Source organism: Salinibacterium sp. ZJ450, from assembly GCF_011751885.2.
In the GTDB taxonomy this organism is placed as follows: Bacteria; Actinomycetota; Actinomycetes; order Actinomycetales; family Microbacteriaceae; genus Ruicaihuangia.
Genome location: NZ_CP061771.1, coordinates 1,183,397 through 1,204,240, shown reverse-complemented (window position 1 = coordinate 1,204,240; position 20,844 = coordinate 1,183,397). Strand labels below are relative to the sequence as shown.

Here is a 20,844-nt window from a genome sequence, read left to right as displayed (position 1 = left end):
CCTAGTTCCTTGGTATTCGGTAAGTTTCTCTGCATGGCCACCGAGCATTACTTTTCCCAGATGCCCGCGAGCGAGGCCAATCTGCGTCATTTCCACGCCCGCCTCGCCGGGGAAACCTATGAGCTGACCACCGCCAGCGGCATCTTCAGCCCCGATCGTATTGACGTCGGAACCCAAGTGCTGCTGGCCAACACGCCCGCGCCTCCTCCCGGCGGAAATCTGCTCGATCTCGGTGCCGGCTGGGGGCCGATCACGCTCACCCTGGCTCTGCTGTCACCTCGCGCCACCGTGTGGGCGGTGGATGTCAACGAGCGTGCGCTCGACCTGGTGCGGCGGAACGCCGACGCGGTCGGCGCCACCAATGTCAACGCGGTCCGCCCGGAAGATGTTCCCGACGACATCCGGTTCATGACCATCTGGTCGAACCCGCCGATCCGGGTCGGCAAGGACGAGCTGCACAACATGTTGCAGCTCTGGCTGCCCCGGTTGGAGCACGACGCCGACGCGTGGATGGTGGTTGCCAAGAACCTCGGCTCCGACTCGCTGCACCGCTGGCTGCAGACGACGTTCCCTGACGACTACAGCTTCACCAAGGCCGCGACGAACAAGGGCTTCCGGGTGCTGCGGGCGCGCAAGCGGTAGCTAGATCGTCAGGGTGCCCTCGTAGACCAGCTCCGCGGGCCCGCTCAGCGAGACGTGCTCTCCGTCCTCGGTCGGGAACATCCGCACGCCCACGGTTCCGCCGGGAACCTCGACCTTCCACTGGTTAGGCGCGCCAGAACCTGCCCAGTGCCGGGTGGCGAGCGCCGCCGCCGCGGCACCGGTGCCGCAGCTCAGGGTCTCCCCCACGCCGCGCTCGTGCACGCGCATCCGGATCTGTCCGACGCCGTCTTTTACCAGCGGGTCGCTCGGCACCACGAATTCGACGTTGGCGCCGTTCGGCGCTGGCGGGTCGAGGACGGGGATGTATGTGAGGTCGGCGCTTTGCAGTTCGTCGTCGCTCGCGAGCGCGACCACCACGTGCGGGTTGCCCACGCTGATGCCGAGGCCGGGCCGGGCTACCGGCAGGTTCTTCGCCCGCACCAGCGGTTCTCCGCCATCGAGTTGCCAGCGGCCGAGGTCGACCTGGAATCCGGTGTGGTTGCGCTGCAGGTCACGCACGCCCGCGCGGGTGCCGATCGCCATGGTGTCACCGGGCGCGAGTTCGGCGAGCCCGTTGTCGAAGAGGAAGCGCGCGAACACGCGGATGCCGTTGCCGCACATCTCGGCGATGCTGCCGTCCGCGTTGTAGTAGTCCATGAACCATTCGGCCCCGTCGTCCTCGGCGAGGGCGTCGGCGCCGTCGGCGAGGTTCCGGGACTTCACCGCGCGGATCACACCGTCGCCGCCCACACCGAAGTGGCGGTCGGCGATTGCCGCGATCTGATCAGGCGTCAGGTCTATTTGGCCGTCGGGGTCGGCGAACAGCACGAAGTCGTTGCCCGTGCCGTGGCCCTTGGTGAAGTGCAGAGTGGTCACGCGCTCAATCGTAGTTGGCGGCGTTGAGCGCGGCCTCGACGCGGGCCGGGTCGTCGTAATCAAGCCAGTGGGTGTGCGCGTATCGCTTGAACCAGCTGACCTGGCGCCGGGCGTATCGCCGGGTGAGCGATGCGGTCTGTTCGATGGCGTCCGCTTCGGACAGGTCGCCACGAATCTGCGCGATCGCCTGCGCGTAGCCGATTGCCCGGCTGGCGGTGACGCCCCGCTCGATGCCCCGCGGCAGCAGCCCCTGCACCTCGGCGATCAGGCCGTCCGCCCACATCCCGGTCACCCGGGCGTCGAGCCGCGGTACGAGCTCGTCGCGGGGCGTGGACAGGCCGATGATGGTCACCGGCCGCCAGTACCGCGGCTGCTCGGGAAGCCCGGCGCTGAACGGCTTGCCGGTGAGTTCGATCACCTCGAGGGCGCGCACGATCCGGCGGCCGTTCGACGGGCCAATCGATGCGGAGGAGATCGGGTCGGCGGCGTGCAGGCGGCGGAACAGCTCGCCCGGTCCCTTGGCCGCGAGTTCCGCCTCCAGCCGTTCCCGGACTACCGGGTCTGTGCCGGGGAACTTGAAGTCGAACAGCACACTCGAGACGTACAGGCCGCTGCCTCCGACGAGGATCGGCACGGCACCGGTCGCGGCAACGGCGTCCACCGCGGCGCGCGCCTCAGGCTGGTAGCGGGCGACGGTGGCCTCGTCGGTGACGTCCAGCACATCGAGCATGTGGTGCCGGATGCCGCGACGTTCAGCTTCCGGCAGTTTGGCCGTGCCGATGTCCATGCCCCGGTACAGCTGCATCGCATCGGCGTTGACGATCTCGGCCCGGATGTCGCGAGCCGCCAGGCTCTCGGCGAGGTCGAGGGACAGCGCGGATTTGCCGGTGCCGGTGGCCCCGACGACGGCGATGAACGCGGCGGGGCTAGCGCTGTCCGTCGGAGACATCGTAGATCGGCAGTGTCGCCACACGCAGCGTCGGGAGCCCGAGGGACACGGCGCCCTTCTTGGCGCCGGGCTCCGTGGGTGTCGGGACGGCGCAGGACTCCGCCTGCGCACGATCCCAGGCGTCTCCGGCGCGGGTGCGGCGAACCGCGAGCGGCGCCCCATCGATTGAGTCCGCGATCAGGTGGAACGGTGCGGCTTCGGTGATCTGCACGGTCACCACGTCGCCCGGGCGGGGCGTCTGGCTGCCCGTCGGCACATCGAAGTGCACGAGCCGGCTGTCTTCGGCGCGTCCGGAGAGCCGGTGCCGCTCGGCATCCTTCTTGCCCTCACCTGTGGCGACAAGCACTCGCACCTGCTGGCCGATGAGCGTCTGGTTCTCTTCCCAGCTGATGCGATCCTGCAGCGCCGCCAGCCGCTCGTAGCGTTCCTGCACGACCTCCTTCGGCACCTGGTCGGGCATGGTGGCGGCCGGCGTGCCGGGGCGGATGGAGTACTGGAAGGTGAACGCGGAGGCGAAGCGAGCCTGTTCCACCACCCGCAGGGTGTTCTGGAAGTCCTCTTCGGTCTCGCCGGGGAAGCCCACGATGATGTCGGTGCTGATCGCGGCGTGTGGCATCTGCTGACGCACACGGTCCAGGATGCCGAGGAACTTCTCCGAACGGTAGCTGCGGCGCATCGATCGGAGGATGCGGTCCGAGCCGGACTGCAGCGGCATGTGCAGCTGTGGCATCACCGCGGGGGTCTCGGCCATGGCGTCGATCACGTCATCGGTGAACGCCGCGGGGTGTGGACTGGTGAACCGGATGCGCTCCAGGCCCTCGATCCGGCCGGCCGCGCGCAGCAGCTTGCTGAACGCCTGCCGGTCGCCGAATTCCACGCCGTAGGAGTTGACGTTCTGGCCGAGCAGGGTGACCTCGATCGCCCCGTCGTCGACGAGCGCCTGGATTTCGGCGAGCACGTCGCCCGGACGGCGGTCGCGTTCCTTGCCGCGCAGCGACGGCACGATGCAGAAGGTGCAGGTGTTGTTGCAGCCGACCGACACCGATACCCAGCCGCTGTAGCTGGACTCCCGCCGGGTGGGCAGGGTGGAGGGAAAGACATCGAGCGACTCGAGGATCTCGAGCTGAGCCTCGTCGTTGTGCCTGGCCCGCTCCAGCAGGGCAGGCAGCGAGCCCATGTTGTGGGTGCCGAAGACCACATCGACCCACGGCGCCTTCTCCAGGATGACGGACTTGTCTTTCTGGGCGAGGCAGCCGCCGACCGCGATCTGCATGCCGTCGTGCTTCTTCTTGACGCTGGCCAGGTGGCCCAGGTTGCCGTAGAGCTTGTTGTCGGCGTTCTCGCGCACGGCGCAGGTGTTGATCACCACAACGTCGGCATCGCCATTTTGCGCCCGCACGTAGCCGGCCGCTTCAAGCGACCCGCTCAGCCGCTCGGAGTCGTGCACATTCATCTGGCAGCCGAACGTGCGCACCTCGTAGGTGCGCGGCGGCGTCTGGGTCTCGGTCATGGTGCAGACAGTTTACGGCGGGTGGGACCGGCGTGCCGAAGCGGCGGGGCGGAGAGGCCTCGACGACCCCGGCACCGGCTGCGCGCCGCGCTACTCGAAGCGCACGGAACTGGGGTTGCCGCGAGGGCGATACCCGCCGAGTGCCGTGTCCACGGCGCTGCGCACGACGCCGCCGGAGTAGCCCTTGCGCATCAGGAACGCGGTCAGCCGGCGCACCGCCACCTCCCGCTCAAGGGAGCGCAGCTGCGGGGCGCGTTTCATCGCAACCTCGAGCGCACGCGCCGCCTCGTCGTCGGCGTCCGTCTCGTCGAGCGCCGCCTCGATGGCCACCGAGTCGATCAGCCGGCGCCCAAGCTCCGCCTTGAGGGCCGACTTGCCGAGGCCCTTGCGGTCGCGGAGGGTGCGGACCAGGGTCTCGGCCAGCGCCGTGTCATCGAGCAGGCCGACTCGTTCGAGCCGTTCCACCTCGGCGTCGGCCGCCTCTGGTTCCACGCCACGCCTGACCAGCACACGCTGCATCTCGCGGGACGAGACCCCGCGCCGGGTCAGCGCCCCCAGGCTGATCTTCTCGATCTGTGCCTGGTCGAGGGCTGGCGTGTCGTCGCTGTCCGTTTCGCTTGAATCGGTGTCATCCCAGCCGCGGTTGCCCGTGCCAGTGTCATCCCAGCCTGCGCTGCCCGCGCGCGTATCGCCCGGCCCAGCGCTACCCGCGCTGGTGTGACTGGCCCCCGCGTTGCTGTCGCTCTCGTCGATGTGGGCGCGCGGGAACGGAATCGGCCGCTCCGGCCCGCCTGCAGGCTGGGCGTCAGCCCCATCCTGGCGAGGCTCGTCGGGGTCGGGCGAGGACGGCCGGGCTCCGGCTGGCCGAAGCCAAATGACCGGGGCCAGGCCGTCGTCGTCCACGGTTACGCTCCCTTGCGGGCAGCGACCTTGGGAATGGTCGTCGGGGCCTTGTCAGCACCGGTCTTGTCAGCAACGCCCTTGACTGCGCCGGCACCGTCGGCCGCCGCAGCCGCAGCGGCGGCGGCCGCGCTGGCTTCGGCTGCCACGGCTGCCTTGCCCTCGGCGCCGACCCCGAGCTTGTTCAGGATCTTGCGCTCGATCTCCGCGGCGATCGTGGGGTTCTGCAGCAGGAAGTTGCGGGAGTTCTCCTTGCCCTGCCCGAGCTGGTCACCCTCGTAGGTGTACCAGGCACCGGACTTGCGCACGATGCCGTGCTCGACACCGAAGTCGATCAGGCTGCCCTCGCGGGAGATGCCGACGCCGTACAGGATGTCGAACTCGGCCTGTTTGAAGGGCGGCGCCATCTTGTTCTTGACCACCTTGACCCTGGTGCGGTTACCGACGGCGTCGCCGCCGTCTTTCAGGGTCTCGATGCGGCGGATGTCGAGTCGCACCGACGCGTAGAACTTGAGCGCCTTACCGCCGGCGGTGGTCTCGGGGCTGCCGAAGAACACCCCGATCTTCTCGCGCAGCTGGTTGATGAAGATCATGGTGGTGCCGGTCTGGCTGAGCCCACCGGTGAGCTTGCGCAGCGCCTGGGACATCAGGCGCGCCTGCAGGCCGACGTGGGTGTCGCCCATCTCACCCTCAATCTCGGCGCGCGGCACCAGAGCCGCCACGGAGTCGATGACGATCAGGTCGATCGAGCCGCTGCGCACCAGCATGTCGGCGATCTCGAGTGCCTGCTCTCCGGTGTCCGGCTGCGACACCAGCAGGGCATCGATGTCGACGCCCAGCTTCTTGGCGTACTCAGGGTCGAGCGCGTGCTCCGCGTCGATGAAGGCGGCGATGCCTCCGTCGCGCTGGGCGTTGGCGATGGCGTGCAGGGTGAGGGTGGTCTTACCCGAGGACTCCGGCCCGTAGATCTCGACGACGCGGCCGCGTGGCAGCCCGCCAATGCCGAGGGCGACGTCGAGGGCGATGGAGCCGGTAGGGATAACGGCGACCGGGGCACGGTCATCGCTGCCGAGGCGCATGATGGCGCCCTTGCCGAACTGACGGTCGATCTGGGCGAGAGCCGTTTCAAGGGCTTTGTCGCGGTCTGCTGCTGATGGCATCTGCTGGTCTCCTCAGGAGTCGTGGGTTGCTGCCCATAGGCTGTCGATCCGCTGGTGGCCGATGGAGCAAGGCCTCCAGCCCCCCGACAAGGGCTGGTTAGCAGCGCGGGAAATGATCCCGTCGCTTGAGTCAGAATCTACGCTCGACCACCGACATTGCACCGGATCACACGCGCAGAGTGCACAACTCGTTTTCGACTGCTGCTGTTGAGGAGACTACAGAAGTTCGAACAATTGTTCGAGAGTGTGCGGGCGTGTCGCGATGAATTCGAACTACTTCTTCGGCTCGCGCTGGCCGACCCCGTACCAGCGGGACTCCGGCACGTCGCTCGCCCGGGCCAGGGCGAGCCAGATCGTTCGCGGCGGCACGCCCGCGGCGATCGCCTGCTCCGCGGTCAGCCCGCCAATGTCGTTCAGGGCCAGGTCGCGGGCGAGCACCCGTCCGTAGGCTCCGAACTCGTCGCCGACGGCGATCCAGAACTCCGACACACGCATGCGGTTAACGGTAATGGTCCCCCGGCGTACCGGGGGACCATCTGGCTCGTGGGGCCGTCGCTATGAACGGACGAACCCGGAATCGAACTCCGCGACGAGGTCGTCGGGGATGCTGTCGGGGATGGGGTCGAGCCCCTCAAGAACGGCGAGACGATCGCCGACTTCGCGCATGATGACGGAGATCGGGGTGTCCAGAGCATCCGCTACTGAAGCGAGAATCTCTGAGCTTGCCTCTTTCTGGCCTCGTTCCACCTCGCTGAGGTAACCGAGCGCCACGCTGGCCTTGCCGGCCACTTGACGAAGGGTTCGTCCCTTTTGCAGGCGGAAGTCCCGAAGAACGTCACCAATTTCCTGACGTACCAGAACCATGGGATCCTCCTCCTCGAACTCTGGGTCTGTAACACTACAACCGAAACTGATCAAACTCTAACCAGCCAGGGCTGTGTGACGCTTGTGAATTCACTAGCTGTAACAGGATCGAAACCGACGGTATTCCCCGGGGCTTCTTGCTCAGATTCTAGCGGCGAGTGCGGCCACAGCCTCGCCGACGACACGGGCCCGGATCTGGTCGCGCGAGCCGTCAAGGTGAAGCTCCACGGCATCCGTTCGCCGTCCGACCGCGATGCCGATGAACACGGTGCCGACGGCGGCCCCCTCTTGGGGGTCGGGTCCGGCAACGCCGGTGGTGGACAGGCCGAGGTCGGCCGGGCGTCCGTCGACCGCGAGCACGTGGCGCACCCGGTCGGCCATCTGCCGCGCCACCTCGGGATGCACCGGACCGTGGGCGTCGAGCAGGTCCTGGTCGACGCCGAGCAGGCTGGCCTTGAGGGCGGTGTCGTAGGCGACCACTCCCCCGACGACGACAGCGGATGCGCCGGCCGGCCGGATGAACTCGGCGGTGAGCAATCCACCGGTCAGCGACTCGGCCACGGCGAGGGTGAGCCCGCGTGCGGCGAGGTCTGCGACGAGCTCGGTGATGAACGTCGCGGGGGCATCGGGCTTGCCGGGGATGACGCTGTCGCTCATACCGCTGTCTGGTTCTGTCGGCGCGACTGGATCAGGTAGTCGAGCCCGGACAGTACGGTGAGCAGCACCGCGATCGTCATGGTGATGCCGTTCAGCCAGTGCACCCAGTCGCCGAACACAGTCCACAACGGCAGCAGTGCCAACGAGATGGCGACCGCCTGCGCCAGCGTCTTCAGCTTGCCACCGCGGGAGGCCGGGATGACAAGACCCTTCCGCAGTTCGACGAACCGCCACACCGTGATGCCGATCTCGCGCACCAGCACGAGCACGACCACCCACCACGGCAGTTCGGCCAGGATGGCGAGACAGATCAGGGCGGCGCCGGTCAGGCCCTTGTCGGCGATCGGATCGAGCAACTTACCCAGGTCGGTGACCAGGTTGTACCGGCGGGCGATGTACCCGTCGATCCCGTCGGTGGCGATCGCCACGATGAAGACGACCGCGGCCCACCAGCGGAGGGCGCCGTCCTGCCCGTCGTCCAGCAGCAGCATCCAGACGAACAGCGGGATCATCAGGATCCGCAGGACGGTGATCGCGTTCGGCACGTTCCAGTTGTTCGGACGTGCCACGGGGGTGTCGGTCACTCGCTAATCCCTGCCGGTGAGGTTCCAGGCGTCTTCGGACTCGGAGACGTCGTCCTCAGGGTAGCCGTCCGACATCGCTGCGACCGGATCGCCGCTGTAGCGGTCGTCGGCGGCCGGCGCGGCCGAGGAGGCGGGGGCGGATGCCGCGGAGCTCGAGCTCCCCGCTGGGGCGTCGTCGCCGCGCAGTCTGGCGATCACGCCGGGCAGCTGTTCCGCGGTGACGAGCACGTCGCGGGCCTTCGACCCCTCGGAGGGGCCGACGATCTCGCGCGATTCCATCAGGTCCATCAGGCGGCCGGCCTTGGCGAAGCCGACGCGCAGCTTGCGTTGCAGCATCGAGGTGGACCCGAACTGGGTGGACACCACCAGCTCCGCCGCGGCGAGCAGCAGCTCGAGGTCGTCGCCGATGTCGGCGTCGATGTGCTTGGTCTCGACGGTGACGGCGACGTCCTTGCGGTACTCCGGGCGCGCCTGCGCGGTGACGTGCTGCACGACCGCGGTGATCTCGCTCTCTTGCACCCAGGCGCCCTGCACTCGGATCGCCTTGGAGGCGCCCATCGGCAGGAACAGGCCGTCGCCCTGCCCGATCAGCTTGTCGGCGCCGGGTTGGTCGAGGATGACGCGGGAGTCGGTCATGCTCGACACCGCGAACGCCAGCCGGGACGGCACGTTGGCCTTGATCAGGCCGGTGACCACGTCGACCGAGGGCCGCTGGGTGGCCAGCACCAGGTGGATGCCGGATGCCCGGGCCAGCTGGGTGATGCGCACGATGGAGTCTTCGACATCACGCGGCGCCACCATCATCAGGTCGGCGAGCTCGTCGACCACCACCAGCAGGTACGGGTATGGCTTGAGTTTGCGTTCGCTGCCGGCCGGGAGTTTGATCTCGTCGGCGACGACGGCACGGTTGAAGTCGTCGATGTGGCGGAAGCCGAAGCTGGCCAGGTCGTCGTAACGCATGTCCATCTCTTTGACCACCCACTGCAGCGCCTCGGCCGCCTTCTTCGGGTTGGTGATGATGGGGGTGATCAGGTGCGGCACGCCGGCGTAGATCGACAGTTCGACCCGCTTCGGGTCGACCAGCACCATCCGCACCTCTGACGGCTTCGCGCGCATCAGCAGCGAGGTGATCATCGAGTTGACGAAGCTGGACTTACCGGAGCCGGTGGAGCCGGCCACCAGCAGGTGGGGCATCTTGGCGAGGTTGGCGACGACGAACCCGCCCTCGACGTCCTTGCCCATGCCGATCGTCATCGGGTGGGTGCTCTTGGCGGCGGCACCGGAGCGCAGCACGTCACCGAGCGACACGATCTCCCGGTCGGTGTTCGGGATCTCGATGCCGATGGCGCTCTTGCCGGGGATCGGCGAGAGGATGTTGACCTCGTTGCTGGCGACCGCGTAGCTGATGTTCTTGGCGAGCGCGGTGACCCGCTCCACCTTGACGCCGGGGGCGAGTTCCAGTTCGTAGCGGGTGATCGACGGCCCGCGGCTGAACCCGGTGACCTTGGCGTCCACCTTGAACTGGGTCAGCACCTCGGTGAGCGCGGCGATGACGGTGTCGTTAGCGGCGCTGCGCGCCTTCGGCGGGGTGCCGGAGCCGAGCGAGGATGCCGGGGGCAGCCGGTACGGGGTGGTCGGGGCGTCGTGGTGGTCCTGCGTGCCATCGATCTGCAAGCCGTCGGCCTGCGTGCCGTCGAGCTGTTCGACGTCGGGGTTCCTGTCCAGGACAACCTCGGTGGTCTCGGCGGCTGCGGCCGCGACATCCGTGGTGAATTCGCCGGCGGCGCCCTTGGTACTGGCCGTGTCGTTGAAACCCGGCAGCAGACCGGCGGCGCCGTCCTCGCGGATGCTGACCACGCCGGTCTCGATCTCACCGGTGAAGCGTTTGACGGCGTCTTCGGCCTTGACCAGTTCTTCGAGCAGCTCGATGCCGAACGGCTCGTCGGCGGGCTTGGTGCGGTCGACGACGTCGGTGGGGTGATCGGATGCCGCGATGACCGGGGTGTCGAAGGCCGGTTCTTCCTCGCGGCGGCTCTTGTTGCGGCGCCACCAGGGCAGCTGGGATTCGTCTTCTTCGATGCCGAGGTCGTCGAGGGAGCCGAACTCGACGGTGCCGGTGGCGGCCTTCGCGGCGGCCCGCTCCTCGCCGGTGGTTAGCTCCGCACCGAACAGGTAGTTGTACAGCTCACGCAGCCGGTCGCCCACCCGGTTCGGTGGGGTCTTGGTGAGGATGAACAGTGACAGCACCATGATGATGATCACCACGGGCACGGCCACCCACATGGTGCCGAACAGCAGCGGCGCGCCGACCACCCAGCCGGCGAGGCCGCCGGCCCGCGCGAGCACGGTCATGCCGTCGGCCGGTTGCGGCTGCCCGCCGAAGATGTGGCAGAGCGCGCTGATCGAGATGAGCAGCAGCGCCAGGCCGATGCCAATGCGGGTGTTGTCGTGGATGCTGGCCGGATGCCGGAACAGCCAGGCGGCGAACAGCACCATGATCACCGGGAGGGCGAAGGCGACCCGGCCGAGCACGCCGCCGAAGGTGTAGGCGTCCAGGGCGATCGCGACCGGATCGGTGGGGTTCAACCATTCCACAATCACGCCGATGACGGCCAGCGCGATGATGAAGAACGGGACGCCGTCGCGGCGTTCCTCTTTAGCGAGGTTCTCGTGGCCGAACACCCGGAACGCGCCGCCGACCAGGTGGGCGAGCGCCATCCATCCCTTGGCGAGCAGCCCTTGTTCTGGCGCCGGCTGCTGCACCGGCAGCTTCTTGGTGGTCTGGGTGGTGCGGGTGGTGCGGGTGGTGGGTGTGCTGCGGGTTGCTTTGGTGGTGCCGGTGGCTTTGCCGCCGCGCGCAGGCGTGGATCGCCCCCGCGGGGAGGGTTTGGAGCTCGTAGCCATGCGTTCAACGGTACCGGCAGCATCCGTCATCACCCGGTAGGGCGCTTTCGTGTGTCCGGTCAGTAGCGGATAGCGTCGATCACCTTCACCCGCACGGCGACCAGCGCCGGCAGCAGTCCGGCGAGCGCGCCGGCGCCCACCGCGGTGACCATGCCGATGACGGCGGCCTCCATCGGGAACGGCGGCAGGTCCTGCACGCCCTGCGCCACCAGTTGCTGCAGCCACGGGTTGGAGACCACGGCGATCGCGAGCATCACCCCGGCCACGCCGGCAACCGCGGTGGCCACCACGCTTTCCATCATCACGGTGAAGAACACCCGCCCGGAGGTGGCCCCGAAGCTGCGCCGGATGCCGATCTCCCGGATGCGGTATCGCACGGTGACCATGGTGATGTTGACGAGGCCGAGCACCCCGAGCGCCAGGATCAGCACCGCGATGCCACCGACCGCCATGGTCAGCGGGGCGAGCGGGTCGCCGCCGCCCCAGCTCAGATAGTCGTTGCGGGACGCCTGCACGTCGTAGCCGTCGCCGAGCGCAGCCATGACGTCGCGTTGGACCGCGACCCGCATTTCCTCGCCGATCTCCGGCGGCACCCACAGTCGCCATTCCGTCTGCGGCGCGAAGCCGCCCTGATCGGTGGCGAACGGCGGCAGCTGGTCGGCCAGCAGGAACATGCTGGGCGCGGTGTCCCACTGGCCCTGCGAGGGCGTGACCCCGATGATGACCGCGGTCGCGGCCTGCTCACCGCGCAGGGTCACGGTGGGGTGGCTGGCAAGATCGGGAGATCCCAGCCGGGCGTGGAACGCCGCGTTGACGATGACCGCCGGGGCCAGGCGGGCGCTGTCTTGCTCGGTGAACCAGCGACCATGCTCCAGTTGCATCCGGAACATCTGACCGTAGGCCGGATCCACACCTTGCGCCTGCACCGGTTCGGTGCCCTCGGTGAACTGCGTGGACACGCTCGAGTAGACGGATCGGGAGGCGAAACTGATCTCGTATCGGTCGATCGCCGTCTGCATGGCGGCGTTGAAGTCGTCCGGGTTGGGCTGCCCCTGCATCTGGTTGGCCATCACCACGACCGTCGCCGGACGCCCGCCGGACCGCTCGTACCCCTCCTGCATCGCCTGCCGAGCCATCGAGCTGACGCCGACGACCGAGGTGAGGGCGGCCACGGCCACGGCAACCCCGATCAGGCTGAGCAGCACGCGGGTGCGGTGGATCCGCAGCTCCGACCACGCCTCGAGGACGGCGCCGACGAAGCCGGTCAGCCAGCTCACGAGGCGACCCCCACCAGGGAGGCCAGCTCCGGGGTCGCGACGACGGGCGTGAGCACCCCGTTATCCAGCCGATAGTGCCGTCTGGCCAGGGCCGCGACGTTCACGTCGTGTGTGATGGTGATCAGGGCCGCCCCGGACTGCTCGGCGACGTCGTCGAGCAGGCGCATCACGGTGGCGCCGGTCTCCACATCGAGCGCGCCGGTCGGTTCGTCGGCGAGGATCAGCCGCGGCCCACGCACCAGCGCCCTGGCGATCGACACCCGCTGCTGCTCACCGCCGGACAGCTTGTCCGGCATCGACTGCAGCCGGTGGCCGAGGCCGACCCGCTCGAGCATCTCGGTGGCGATCCGCTCCCGCTGCCAGAACTGCTTGCCCCGCGCGTAGAGCAGCGGCATCATCGCGTTCTCGAGCGCCGTGCGGCCCTGCAGCAGGTTGAACTGCTGGAAGATGAAGCCGATGTCGCGTCCGCGGCGCTTGTCGCGGGTGCCGGAGCTGAGCCCGCCGACCGGTTGGTCGTCGAGGTAGAGGGCTCCGGATGTCGGTTCGTCCAGCAGCCCGAGCAGGTTCAGCAGCGTGGTCTTGCCGCTACCGGATCGTCCGACGATGCTGACGTGGTCGCCGACGTTGACCTCCAGGTCAACTCCTTTGAGGATGTCGAGGCGAGCGTCATCCGGAAGCTCGACCGTGCGGGTCACCGCCTCGAGACGTAACAGGCTCATGCTCAGCCGCCCATGCAGGTCATGCTGCCGTCAGGATTTACCATGCAGCCATCCGGACCCATCATCCCTTGCTGAGCCGGGGCGCCCGGAATGAACTGCAGCACCATGTCGCCCTCGGCGAGCCCGTCGAGCACCTGCACGTTGATGCCGTCGGTGAGGCCCAGCGCGACGGTGCGTTCCTCGGCGGCGCCGTCGGCGCTGAACACGTGCACGATGCCGCTGCCCGCTGATCCTTCGACCGCGGTGGTCGGCACGATGAGCACGTTCTCGGCGAGACCGCCGGCGATGGTGAGCTTCGCGGCGAGGCCGGCGAACACCGTGATGTCGGCGGGCACGGCGCAGCGCACGGTGGTGCCGCTGGTGGCGCCGGCGGCGGCTTCGCCGGCGCCGGAGCCCGCCCCGGACAGTGCGGTGCTGATGCTGAGGCCGGTGCAGGTGAACGGGGCGGGGCCGCCCGCGATGGTGACGGTGGCCTCCGTGGGCTGGTTGAGCAGGCGGTACTGCTGCTCGGGGGCCAGGCTGCCGCTAACGTGGAACGACGGCGGGGCGACCTTACCGGTCTCCTCGCCCACGCTGACCAGCTGCCCGAGGATGATCGGGAAACTCGACAGGGTGCCGGCGATCGGCGACTTGACGATCTCGGTCTTCACCTTCGCGGCGCCCATCGTGCCGTCGGCGAGCATCTCCCCCGGGGTCTCCGAGCGCACCGTGTAGAGGGCGGTGCCGGCCTCGACCCACTGGCCGACCGACGCGCTGACCTTGCGCACCTCGCCGGCGAGCGTGGCGCGCACCGGGACTGCCTCGTCGGCACTGACCGTGGCCTGCAGGCTCACGTCGTTCTTGATCGTGCCGGTCGACACCGGGATCTGCGGTTCAACGATCGACCCGGTCGGCGACAGCAGTCCCTGACCGTCAGCGGTCGCCGGATCGGCGAAGAACGCGATCTTGACGAGCGCCGCGGCGATCGCGGCGAAGATCACCAGTCGGATGATCGGAAATACCCATTTGCGCGCAACGCTCACACGAGCCCCCTCGTTCGCCAATATCGAGCAAACCCTACTGGGTGCGAGAGATATTCGTCTATGCCGGGGATGCGGTGGCACCTATAAGGGGCTACTGGGTCAGCACATCGCTGAGTCAACCGAAAATGCTAGCGCTGGGCATCCAGCACTAGCATTGTCGACTCACTCACGAGGGGCGGGGCGGATTACGCCTCGATGACCACCGGCACGATCATTGGACGGCGGCGGTGCTGGGTGTTCACCCAACGGCCGACGGTGCGGCGCACCACCTGCTGGTACTGGGCAGGGTCGCGAGTGCCGTTCGCCGCGGCATCCGACATCGCCTTCAAAATCTGCGGCTTGACCGCGTCGAACACGGCCTCGTCCTCGGCGAATCCGCGGGACTGGATCTCCGGTCCGACGATCGCCTTGCCGGTCTGCGCGTCCACCGCGATAAAGATGGAGATGAAGCCCTCTTCGGCGAGGATGCGGCGGTCCTTGAGGTCGGCGTCGGTGATCTCGCCGACGCTGGAGCCGTCGACGTAGACGAAGCCGAGGTCGAGCTGGCCGACCACGCGGGCCTCGCCGTCCTTCAGGTCGACGACCATGCCGTCTTCGCCGATAAAGGTGTTCTCCGCCGGCACGCCGGTGTCGATCGCCAACTGGGCGCTGGCGCGCAGGTGCCGGTACTCGCCGTGCACCGGCAGCACGTTCTTCGGCTGGATGATGTTGTAGCAGTAGAGCAGCTCGCCGGCGGCGGCGTGGCCGGAGACGTGCACCTTGGCGTTGGCCTTGTGCACGACCTTGGCGCCGAGCTTCATCAGCCCGTTGATCACCCGGTACACGGCGTTCTCGTTGCCGGGGATGAGGCTGGAGGCCAGGATGACGGTGTCGCCCTCGCCCACCTCGATCTGGTGCTCGAGGTTCGCCATCCGCGACAGCACGGCCATCGGTTCACCCTGCGAGCCGGTGCTCATGTACACGATTTCGTTGTCCGGTAGGTGCTGCGACTTCTTGTAGTCGATCAGCACGCCCTCTGGCACGTCGAGGTAGCCGAGGTCGGCGGCGATGCCCATGTTGCGGATCATCGAGCGCCCCATCAGCGCCACCTTGCGGCCGTTGGCGGCCGCGGCATCCAGAACCTGCTGCACCCGGTGCACGTGGCTGGAGAAGCTGGCCACGATCACCCGGCGCGGAGCGCGGGCGATCACGTTCTCCAGCACCGGGCCGATGTCGCGTTCCAGCGGGGTGAACCCCGGCACGTCGGCGTTGGTGGAGTCGGGCAGGAACAGGTCGACGCCCTCCTCGCCGAGCCGGGCGAAGGCGCGCAGGTCGGTGATGCGGTCATCGAGCGGCAGCTGGTCCATCTTGAAGTCACCGGTGTGCAGCACGAGGCCCGCGGTGGTGCGGATGGCGACGGCCAGCGCGTCGGGGATGGAGTGGTTGACCGCGATGAACTCGAGATCGAACGGGCCGAGCTGCTCGCGCTGGCCTTCGGTCACCGTCAGGCTGTACGCCTTGATGCGGTGTTCCTTCAACTTCGCCTCGACAAAGGCCAGGGTCAGCTGCGAGCCGATCAGGGGGATGTCGTTCTTCAGCTTCAGCACATAGGGCACCGCGCCGATGTGGTCTTCGTGGCCGTGGGTGAGCACGATGCCCACGACGTCGTCCAGGCGCGCCTTGATCGGCGAGAGATCGGGCAGGATCAGGTCGACACCGGGCTGGTGTTCCTCGGGGAACAGCACGCCGGCGTCGACGATCAGCACCTTGCCGTCGATTTCGTACAGCGTCATGTTGCGGCCGATCTCGCCGAGACCGCCGACCGGGATGACGCGCAGGGTTCCTGGCTCGAGGGCGGGCGGATCGAAAACTGTGACTGGCATATGCACCTGACGTCGAGAGCGGTGGGACCGTGTGTCCCTGGATGAAGTTGTTAGCGGGTGGTGCCGGCGACCTTCGGCAGCGCTCCACCGGCGGCCGCGTTGCGGTCGGGTCGGAAGTTGGAGAAGTCGACGCCGGCAATGTCCTTGACCAGCGCCAGTTCGTCTTCGATCAGGGCGGCCTCGAAGTCCTCGGGGCCGACCAGGGGGAGACGCACCCGCGGGGTGTGGATGCGGCCGAGGCCGTGCAGGATGTACTTGGTCGCGACCGTACCAGGCACGTGTGTCATCGTGGCGCGTACTAGCGGTTCGAGCGCCTTGTGCGCCGCCGTGGCGGTGGGCAGGTCGCCGGCATTGACCGCGTCGACCATGTGCCGGTATGGCGCCGGGGCGATGTTCGCGGTCACCCCGATCAGGCCGCTGCCGCCGATCGCGAGGGTGGGCAGTGCGTTGGCGTCGTCGCCGGCGAAGTAGATGAGGTCGGTCTGGTTGAGCACCCGGCTGACCTCGCTGAGGTCGCCCTTGGCGTCTTTCACCGCGAGGATGTTGGGGTGCTTGGCGGCGCGCAGGATCGTTTCGTACTCGATCGGGATGCCGGTGCGCCCCGGGATGTCGTACAGGATCACCGGAAGGTCGGTGGCATCCGCGATCATCCGGAAGTGGGTGAGCACACCGGACTGGGTCGGCTTGTTGTAGTAGGGAGTGACGATCATGACGGCGTCGGCGCCGGCCTTCTCGCTGGCCTTGTACAACTCGATGGCGTGCGCGGTCTCGTTGGATCCGCCGCCGGTGATGATCTTCGCCCGTCCGGCCGCGACATCCTTCGCCACCTCAACCAGGCGGAGCTTCTCAGAGTCGGTGAGGGTGGAGGTCTCGCCGGTGGTGCCGGTGACGACGATGCCGTCGGCGCCGCCCGAGATCACGTCATCGACGTGCTTCTCGACGTCGGCCCAGTGCACTTCACCGTCGGCGGTGAACGGAGTAACGAGCGCGACGAGCACCTGACCGAAAGGATTGTTCTGGTTGACCACGGATACCAGCGTATCGGTCTCGCAGAGAGGCAGGTACCCGGAGCGGTCCGGCGTTAGCGGGCGACCGAGTCGGATTCGAGGAGATCGGCCGGGTCGGGGGTCGCGTTGGGTGTCGCGTCGGGGGTCGCGGCAGCGATCACCGCGGCTCGTCGCGAGCGCAGGATCCGCCGGGTGACCAGCCACACCACGACGCCGATGATCACCGCGTAGACGACGTAGTCGATGTAGTGCATGTACTCCTCGACCAGCTCGTGCTGGGTGCCGAGCAGGTATCCGGCGCCGACGAGCAGCAGGTTCCAGATGGCGCTGCCGACCAGGGTGTACAGGGTGAACGACCAGAGGTTCATCTTCGCCGCACCGGCGGGCAGCGAGATCAGGCTGCGCACGAGGGGCACGAACCGTCCGAAGAACACCGCCGATCGGCCGTGTCGATGGAACCAGTCTGCCGCCTTGATGAAGTCCTCCTCATCCACCAGCGGCAGCATGCCGAGCCAGCGGATTGCCCGCGCCTCACCCAGTATCGCGCCGAAGGCGTACAGGATGACGGCGCCGATGTAGCCGCCGAGGGTGGCCGCGATCATCACCCAGAGAAAGCTCATCTGCCCGGTGTGCGACAGGTAGCCGGCGAGCGGCAGGATCAGCTCGCTGGGGATGGGCGGGAACAGGGTCTCGGCGGCGGCGAGAAAGCCGACTCCGACCTCGCCGAGGGCGTCGATCGTGTCGAGCACGAACTGGGTGATTCCCCCTGAGGAGGCATCGGCGGCAGCTTGAATCACGATAGACATCCCCTCGATGTTAGACGGCGCCGGCTGACGAAAGGCTGCGTACCCCGTGTGGTGGAGCGTGGCGCGCGCGGCGCGCGTGGTGGTCGCGGCGCGCGTGGAGCGTGGTGGGCGGCGCTAAATAAGGATGGCTGCAACACGCCGCGCTGCGCCGCCACTGTGAGAGGGCAAGTCGCCGCATCTCCTCCGGGGAGTGCCGAGCGCCGCACCGACCGCGGCATCCTCAGACCCTCAGCGCGGCTCGTAGCGGAGGAAGCGGTAGTCGAGGCCGGTCTTCGAGGTGTGCCATCCGCTCTGCGGGTCGGCATCGACCTGGTGGAAGCGTTCGGTGATCGTCGGCGCGATGGTGTCGCCGCTGATCGTGGCGCGGATCTCGGTGACTTCCAGTCGATCGGCCTCGCCGATCAGCTCGGTGAACAGTTGCGCGCCGCCGATCACCCAGGTGAATCCGGTGTCGGTCGGCTGTGCCGCCGCCAGCGCGAGCGCGTCCGGCACAGAGTGCGCGGTCTCGACATCCGCTTCTCGCCAGTCCGGCTGCCGGGTGACGACGATGTTGCGGCGTCCGGGCAGCGGCCGGAACCGCGGCGGCAGCGAATCCCAGGTGCGTCGGCCCATCACCACGGCGCTGTTCAGGGTGATCGACTTGAAGTGGGCGAGGTCCTCGGGCAGGTGCCACGGCATGACGCCGTCTCGGCCGATCACTCCCCCGTCGGCTTCGGCCCAGATCAGCCCGATTTTCGGCGGTGTCATGCCGGCTCCGCTCAGACCGCGACGGCGGCGCGGATGGCGGGATGGTGCTGGTAGTTCAGCACCTCCAGGTCGGAGTACTCGTAGTCGAAGATGCTGTCGCGGGGCGCGATCCGCAGGTGCGGGTACGGGTACGGGTCGCGGCTGAGCTGCTCGGTGACCTGCTCGACGTGGTTGTCGTAGATGTGGCAGTCACCGCCGGTCCAGACGAACTCGCCGAGCTCGAGCCCGACCTGCTCTGCGACCAGCTGGGTGAGCAGCGCGTAGCTGGCGATGTTGAACGGCACCCCGAGGAACAGGTCGGCGCTGCGCTGGTAGAGCTGGCAGGACAGCTTGCCGTCTGCCACGTAGAACTGGAACAGGGCGTGGCAGGGCGCCAGTGCCATGTTCGGGATGTCGGCGGGGTTCCATGCCGACACGATCAGGCGCCGGGAATCGGGGGTGGCCTTGATCGCCTCGATCACGTCGGAGATCTGGTCGATCTGCTCACCGTTCGGCGTCGGCCAGGACCGCCACTGCACCCCATAGACCGGGCCGAGTTCGCCCGCGGCATCCGCCCATTCGTCCCAGATCGTGACGCCATGCTCCCGCAACCAGCCGACGTTGCTCTCGCCGCGCAGGAACCACAGCAGTTCGTATGCGATCGACTTGAAGTGCACCCGCTTGGTTGTAATGAGCGGGAAGCCCTTGGCCAGGTCGAAGCGGATCTGGCGGCCGAAGACGCTGCGGGTTCCGGTGCCGGTGCGGTCGGACTTGCGGGTTCCGTTCGCGAGCACGTCGCGGAGCAGGTCCTCGTACGGGGTAGGAATCGGGGTCACGGCTACAGTCTCGTCCACGTCTTTCACCCTAGCCGCCCGCGACCGACCCGTTTGTGCGCGACGTGGCGCTTAGCGCCGGGCCTGTGCGCCGCTTTGGCGCACAGGCGCCTTGCTCATTCGCAGGCGCGCCGTCGGTCGCACCGCCTAGGCTGGAGACTTCCTGAAGGAGGAGCACAATGGCAGTGACCAGCGAAGCGACCACCCTGTGGTTCGGAGACCTCGAGTCCGGCAAGGGAACCACCTCACTCGACACCTCAGACGCGGCGGAGTTCCCCGTGACCTGGGCCGCACGGTCGCAGGGGGTAGCCGGCAAGACCAACCCGGAAGAGCTCATCGGCGCCGCGCACAGCGCCTGCTACTCGATGGCGTTCTCGGGCATTCTCGCGAAGAACGGCACCCCGCCGGAGAGCCTGCAGGTGACCGCCGCGGTCACCTTCCAGCCGGGCGAGGGCATCACCGGCAGCCACCTGCTGGTCAGCGCCAAGGTCGCCGGCATCAGCGAGGAAGACTTCGAACGCCTCGCCGAAGACGCCAAGCAGAACTGCCCGGTGTCACAGGCGCTTACCGGCGTGCCGATCACGCTCGAAGCCAGCCTCGCGTAGTGACCCCGGATCGGCCCACACCGCCGCGTGATCTGCGCGGCAAACGACAACAGCGCATCCTCATCTCCGGCGCGGACGGGTTCATCGGCACCGAGCTGACCCGTCAGCTGCGGGCCGACGGGCACACCGTGCTTAAACTGGTGCGCCGTCAACCGCGGGCGGATGACGAGGTGAACTGGGCGCCGGCGGCGAAGGTGATCGATTTCCGGGTGCTCGATACGGTCGACGCCGTCGTAAACCTGTCCGGCGCGTCGGCCGGGCGCATCCCGTGGACCGCCAACTACAAGCGCACGCTGTACAGCTCGCGGGTGACCTCCACGCAGGCGTTGGCCGAGGCGATGAACATGGCCAGCAAGCCGCCCGCGGTGTTCCTCAGCGCGTCGGCGGTGGGCTACTACGGCGACCGACCCGGTGAACGCCTGACCGAGCAGTCGCCGAAGGGCGTCGGGTTCTTCTCCGACCTGGTGCAGGCGTGGGAGCAGGTGGCCGAACTGGCGCCGGAGAAGACCAGGGTGGTGTCGATGCGCTCTGGCGTCGTGATCGGCCGCGGCGGCGGGGCACTCGCGCCGCTGCTGCCGCTCACCCGGCTGGGCCTCGCTGCCCGGATCGGCAGCGGTGGTCAGCACTGGCCGTGGATCAGCCTGTACGACGAGGCGGCGGCCATCCGGCATCTGCTGGTGTCCCGGCTGCACGGACCGGTGAACCTGGCAGGTCCGGTGCCGGCAACCAGCGACCGGATCACCAGCCAGCTGGCCAAGGCCATGCACCGTTGGCAGAAGCTGGTGCTGCCGGAGAGCCTAGTGTCCACGGTGATGGGCGAGGCGGGTAGGGAACTGCTGCTGGCCAGCCAAAAGGTGGCTCCGACCCGGCTGCTGGCCGACGGGTTCGAGTTCCGTCACCAGACGGTGGACGAGGCGATCGCGGCGCTCGTTCGCTGAGCG

Annotated in this window: 21 protein-coding genes; 3 read left to right on the top strand and 18 right to left on the bottom strand. The window is 68.1% G+C overall.

The features are described from left to right. The first annotated feature begins 33 nt into the window (after window positions 1–33). A complete protein-coding gene (locus HCT51_RS05770; RefSeq protein ID WP_166871197.1) occupies window positions 34–642 on the top strand; it encodes a class I SAM-dependent methyltransferase in 609 nt (202 codons plus the stop codon). Here HCT51_RS05770 and dapF read toward each other — a convergent pair whose 3' ends face one another. The 18 genes from dapF to HCT51_RS05680 form a co-directional block, all read right to left on the bottom strand. Next, on the bottom strand, window positions 643–1,518 hold the full coding sequence (gene dapF / locus HCT51_RS05765) for a diaminopimelate epimerase (RefSeq protein WP_166871195.1): 876 nt from the start codon (window positions 1,516–1,518) through the stop codon (window positions 643–645). Window positions 1,519–1,522: 4 nt separating this feature from the next. After that, window positions 1,523–2,467 (bottom strand): tRNA (adenosine(37)-N6)-dimethylallyltransferase MiaA, encoded by a 945-nt coding sequence (miaA, locus tag HCT51_RS05760; protein ID WP_166871193.1) that lies wholly within the window; start codon window positions 2,465–2,467, stop codon window positions 1,523–1,525. After that, a complete protein-coding gene (gene miaB / locus HCT51_RS05755; protein WP_166871192.1) occupies window positions 2,445–3,977 on the bottom strand; it encodes a tRNA (N6-isopentenyl adenosine(37)-C2)-methylthiotransferase MiaB in 1,533 nt (510 codons plus the stop codon). Before miaB ends, miaA begins: the two co-directional genes overlap by 23 nt. 90 nt (window positions 3,978–4,067) lie before the next feature. Continuing rightward, window positions 4,068–4,880, bottom strand: a complete 813-nt coding sequence (locus HCT51_RS05750; RefSeq protein ID WP_166871190.1) for a regulatory protein RecX — start codon at window positions 4,878–4,880, stop codon at window positions 4,068–4,070. Window positions 4,881–4,882: 2 nt separating this feature from the next. Then, a complete protein-coding gene (gene recA / locus HCT51_RS05745; protein ID WP_166871188.1) occupies window positions 4,883–6,037 on the bottom strand; it encodes a recombinase RecA in 1,155 nt (384 codons plus the stop codon). A gap of 273 nt (window positions 6,038–6,310) precedes the next feature. Then, entirely contained in the window at window positions 6,311–6,532 is a 222-nt protein-coding gene (locus HCT51_RS05740; RefSeq protein ID WP_166871186.1) for a DUF3046 domain-containing protein, read from the bottom strand. Window positions 6,533–6,592: 60 nt separating this feature from the next. Continuing rightward, on the bottom strand, window positions 6,593–6,901 hold the full coding sequence (locus HCT51_RS05735) for a helix-turn-helix domain-containing protein (protein WP_166871184.1): 309 nt from the start codon (window positions 6,899–6,901) through the stop codon (window positions 6,593–6,595). Window positions 6,902–7,042: 141 nt separating this feature from the next. Next, window positions 7,043–7,558: a CinA family protein gene (locus HCT51_RS05730; RefSeq protein ID WP_166871182.1), complete on the bottom strand. Its 516-nt coding sequence runs from the start codon at window positions 7,556–7,558 to the stop codon at window positions 7,043–7,045. Next, window positions 7,555–8,070, bottom strand: coding sequence for a CDP-diacylglycerol--glycerol-3-phosphate 3-phosphatidyltransferase (gene pgsA, locus HCT51_RS05725; RefSeq protein ID WP_166871405.1), 516 nt, complete (start codon window positions 8,068–8,070; stop codon window positions 7,555–7,557). Before pgsA ends, HCT51_RS05730 begins: the two co-directional genes overlap by 4 nt. A gap of 75 nt (window positions 8,071–8,145) precedes the next feature. Next, the gene (locus HCT51_RS05720) at window positions 8,146–11,046 is read right to left on the bottom strand and encodes an FtsK/SpoIIIE family DNA translocase (protein WP_166871180.1); all 2,901 of its coding nucleotides are present in this window, start codon (window positions 11,044–11,046) and stop codon (window positions 8,146–8,148) included. A gap of 59 nt (window positions 11,047–11,105) precedes the next feature. Further along, complete coding sequence (locus HCT51_RS05715; RefSeq protein ID WP_370626941.1) at window positions 11,106–12,323, bottom strand: ABC transporter permease; 1,218 nt, start codon at window positions 12,321–12,323, stop codon at window positions 11,106–11,108. Continuing rightward, entirely contained in the window at window positions 12,320–13,042 is a 723-nt protein-coding gene (locus HCT51_RS05710) for an ABC transporter ATP-binding protein (protein ID WP_166871178.1), read from the bottom strand. Before HCT51_RS05710 ends, HCT51_RS05715 begins: the two co-directional genes overlap by 4 nt. Window positions 13,043–13,044: 2 nt before the next feature. Continuing rightward, window positions 13,045–14,064, bottom strand: coding sequence for an efflux RND transporter periplasmic adaptor subunit (locus HCT51_RS05705; protein ID WP_191413777.1), 1,020 nt, complete (start codon window positions 14,062–14,064; stop codon window positions 13,045–13,047). Window positions 14,065–14,249: 185 nt separating this feature from the next. Beyond that, window positions 14,250–15,926 (bottom strand): ribonuclease J, encoded by a 1,677-nt coding sequence (locus HCT51_RS05700; protein WP_166871176.1) that lies wholly within the window; start codon window positions 15,924–15,926, stop codon window positions 14,250–14,252. 50 nt (window positions 15,927–15,976) lie between these two features. Next, entirely contained in the window at window positions 15,977–16,954 is a 978-nt protein-coding gene (dapA, locus tag HCT51_RS05695; RefSeq protein ID WP_166871174.1) for a 4-hydroxy-tetrahydrodipicolinate synthase, read from the bottom strand. Window positions 16,955–17,007: 53 nt separating this feature from the next. Continuing rightward, window positions 17,008–17,739, bottom strand: coding sequence for a DedA family protein (locus HCT51_RS05690; RefSeq protein WP_166871172.1), 732 nt, complete (start codon window positions 17,737–17,739; stop codon window positions 17,008–17,010). Between the two features lie 228 nt (window positions 17,740–17,967). After that, window positions 17,968–18,486 carry a dihydrofolate reductase gene (locus HCT51_RS05685; protein ID WP_166871170.1) on the bottom strand — a complete coding sequence of 173 codons (519 nt, stop codon included), beginning with the start codon at window positions 18,484–18,486 and terminating at the stop codon, window positions 17,968–17,970. An 11-nt stretch (window positions 18,487–18,497) separates the two neighbouring features. Further along, entirely contained in the window at window positions 18,498–19,301 is an 804-nt protein-coding gene (locus tag HCT51_RS05680; protein ID WP_166871400.1) for a thymidylate synthase, read from the bottom strand. Between the two features lie 176 nt (window positions 19,302–19,477). On the opposite strand from HCT51_RS05680, the gene HCT51_RS05675 reads away from it, so the two are divergent. Both HCT51_RS05675 and HCT51_RS05670 read left to right on the top strand, forming a co-directional pair. Continuing rightward, entirely contained in the window at window positions 19,478–19,903 is a 426-nt protein-coding gene (locus HCT51_RS05675) for an OsmC family peroxiredoxin (RefSeq protein ID WP_166871168.1), read from the top strand. Continuing rightward, complete coding sequence (locus HCT51_RS05670) at window positions 19,903–20,841, top strand: TIGR01777 family oxidoreductase (RefSeq protein ID WP_224760695.1); 939 nt, start codon at window positions 19,903–19,905, stop codon at window positions 20,839–20,841. The genes HCT51_RS05675 and HCT51_RS05670 overlap by 1 nt, the downstream gene beginning before the upstream one ends. Window positions 20,842–20,844 lie beyond the last annotated feature (3 nt).

Excerpts from the sequence above, each read along its gene's own strand:
- HCT51_RS05720 (WP_166871180.1), bottom strand. The coding sequence starts at position 11,046 with ATGGCTACGAGCTCCAAACCCTCCCCGCGGGGGCGATCCACGCCTGCG.
- HCT51_RS05710 (WP_166871178.1), bottom strand. The coding sequence starts at position 13,042 with ATGAGCCTGTTACGTCTCGAGGCGGTGACCCGCACGGTCGAGCTTCCG.
- miaB (WP_166871192.1), bottom strand. The coding sequence starts at position 3,977 with ATGACCGAGACCCAGACGCCGCCGCGCACCTACGAGGTGCGCACGTTC.
- HCT51_RS05770 (WP_166871197.1), top strand. The coding sequence starts at position 34 with ATGGCCACCGAGCATTACTTTTCCCAGATGCCCGCGAGCGAGGCCAAT.
- HCT51_RS05730 (WP_166871182.1), bottom strand. The coding sequence starts at position 7,558 with ATGAGCGACAGCGTCATCCCCGGCAAGCCCGATGCCCCCGCGACGTTC.
- pgsA (WP_166871405.1), bottom strand. The coding sequence starts at position 8,070 with ATGATCCCGCTGTTCGTCTGGATGCTGCTGCTGGACGACGGGCAGGAC.
- HCT51_RS05740 (WP_166871186.1), bottom strand. The coding sequence starts at position 6,532 with ATGCGTGTGTCGGAGTTCTGGATCGCCGTCGGCGACGAGTTCGGAGCC.
- recA (WP_166871188.1), bottom strand. The coding sequence starts at position 6,037 with ATGCCATCAGCAGCAGACCGCGACAAAGCCCTTGAAACGGCTCTCGCC.
- HCT51_RS05700 (WP_166871176.1), bottom strand. The coding sequence starts at position 15,926 with ATGCCAGTCACAGTTTTCGATCCGCCCGCCCTCGAGCCAGGAACCCTG.
- HCT51_RS05675 (WP_166871168.1), top strand. The coding sequence starts at position 19,478 with ATGGCAGTGACCAGCGAAGCGACCACCCTGTGGTTCGGAGACCTCGAG.
- HCT51_RS05685 (WP_166871170.1), bottom strand. The coding sequence starts at position 18,486 with ATGACACCGCCGAAAATCGGGCTGATCTGGGCCGAAGCCGACGGGGGA.
- HCT51_RS05690 (WP_166871172.1), bottom strand. The coding sequence starts at position 17,739 with ATGTCTATCGTGATTCAAGCTGCCGCCGATGCCTCCTCAGGGGGAATC.
- miaA (WP_166871193.1), bottom strand. The coding sequence starts at position 2,467 with ATGTCTCCGACGGACAGCGCTAGCCCCGCCGCGTTCATCGCCGTCGTC.
- HCT51_RS05735 (WP_166871184.1), bottom strand. The coding sequence starts at position 6,901 with ATGGTTCTGGTACGTCAGGAAATTGGTGACGTTCTTCGGGACTTCCGC.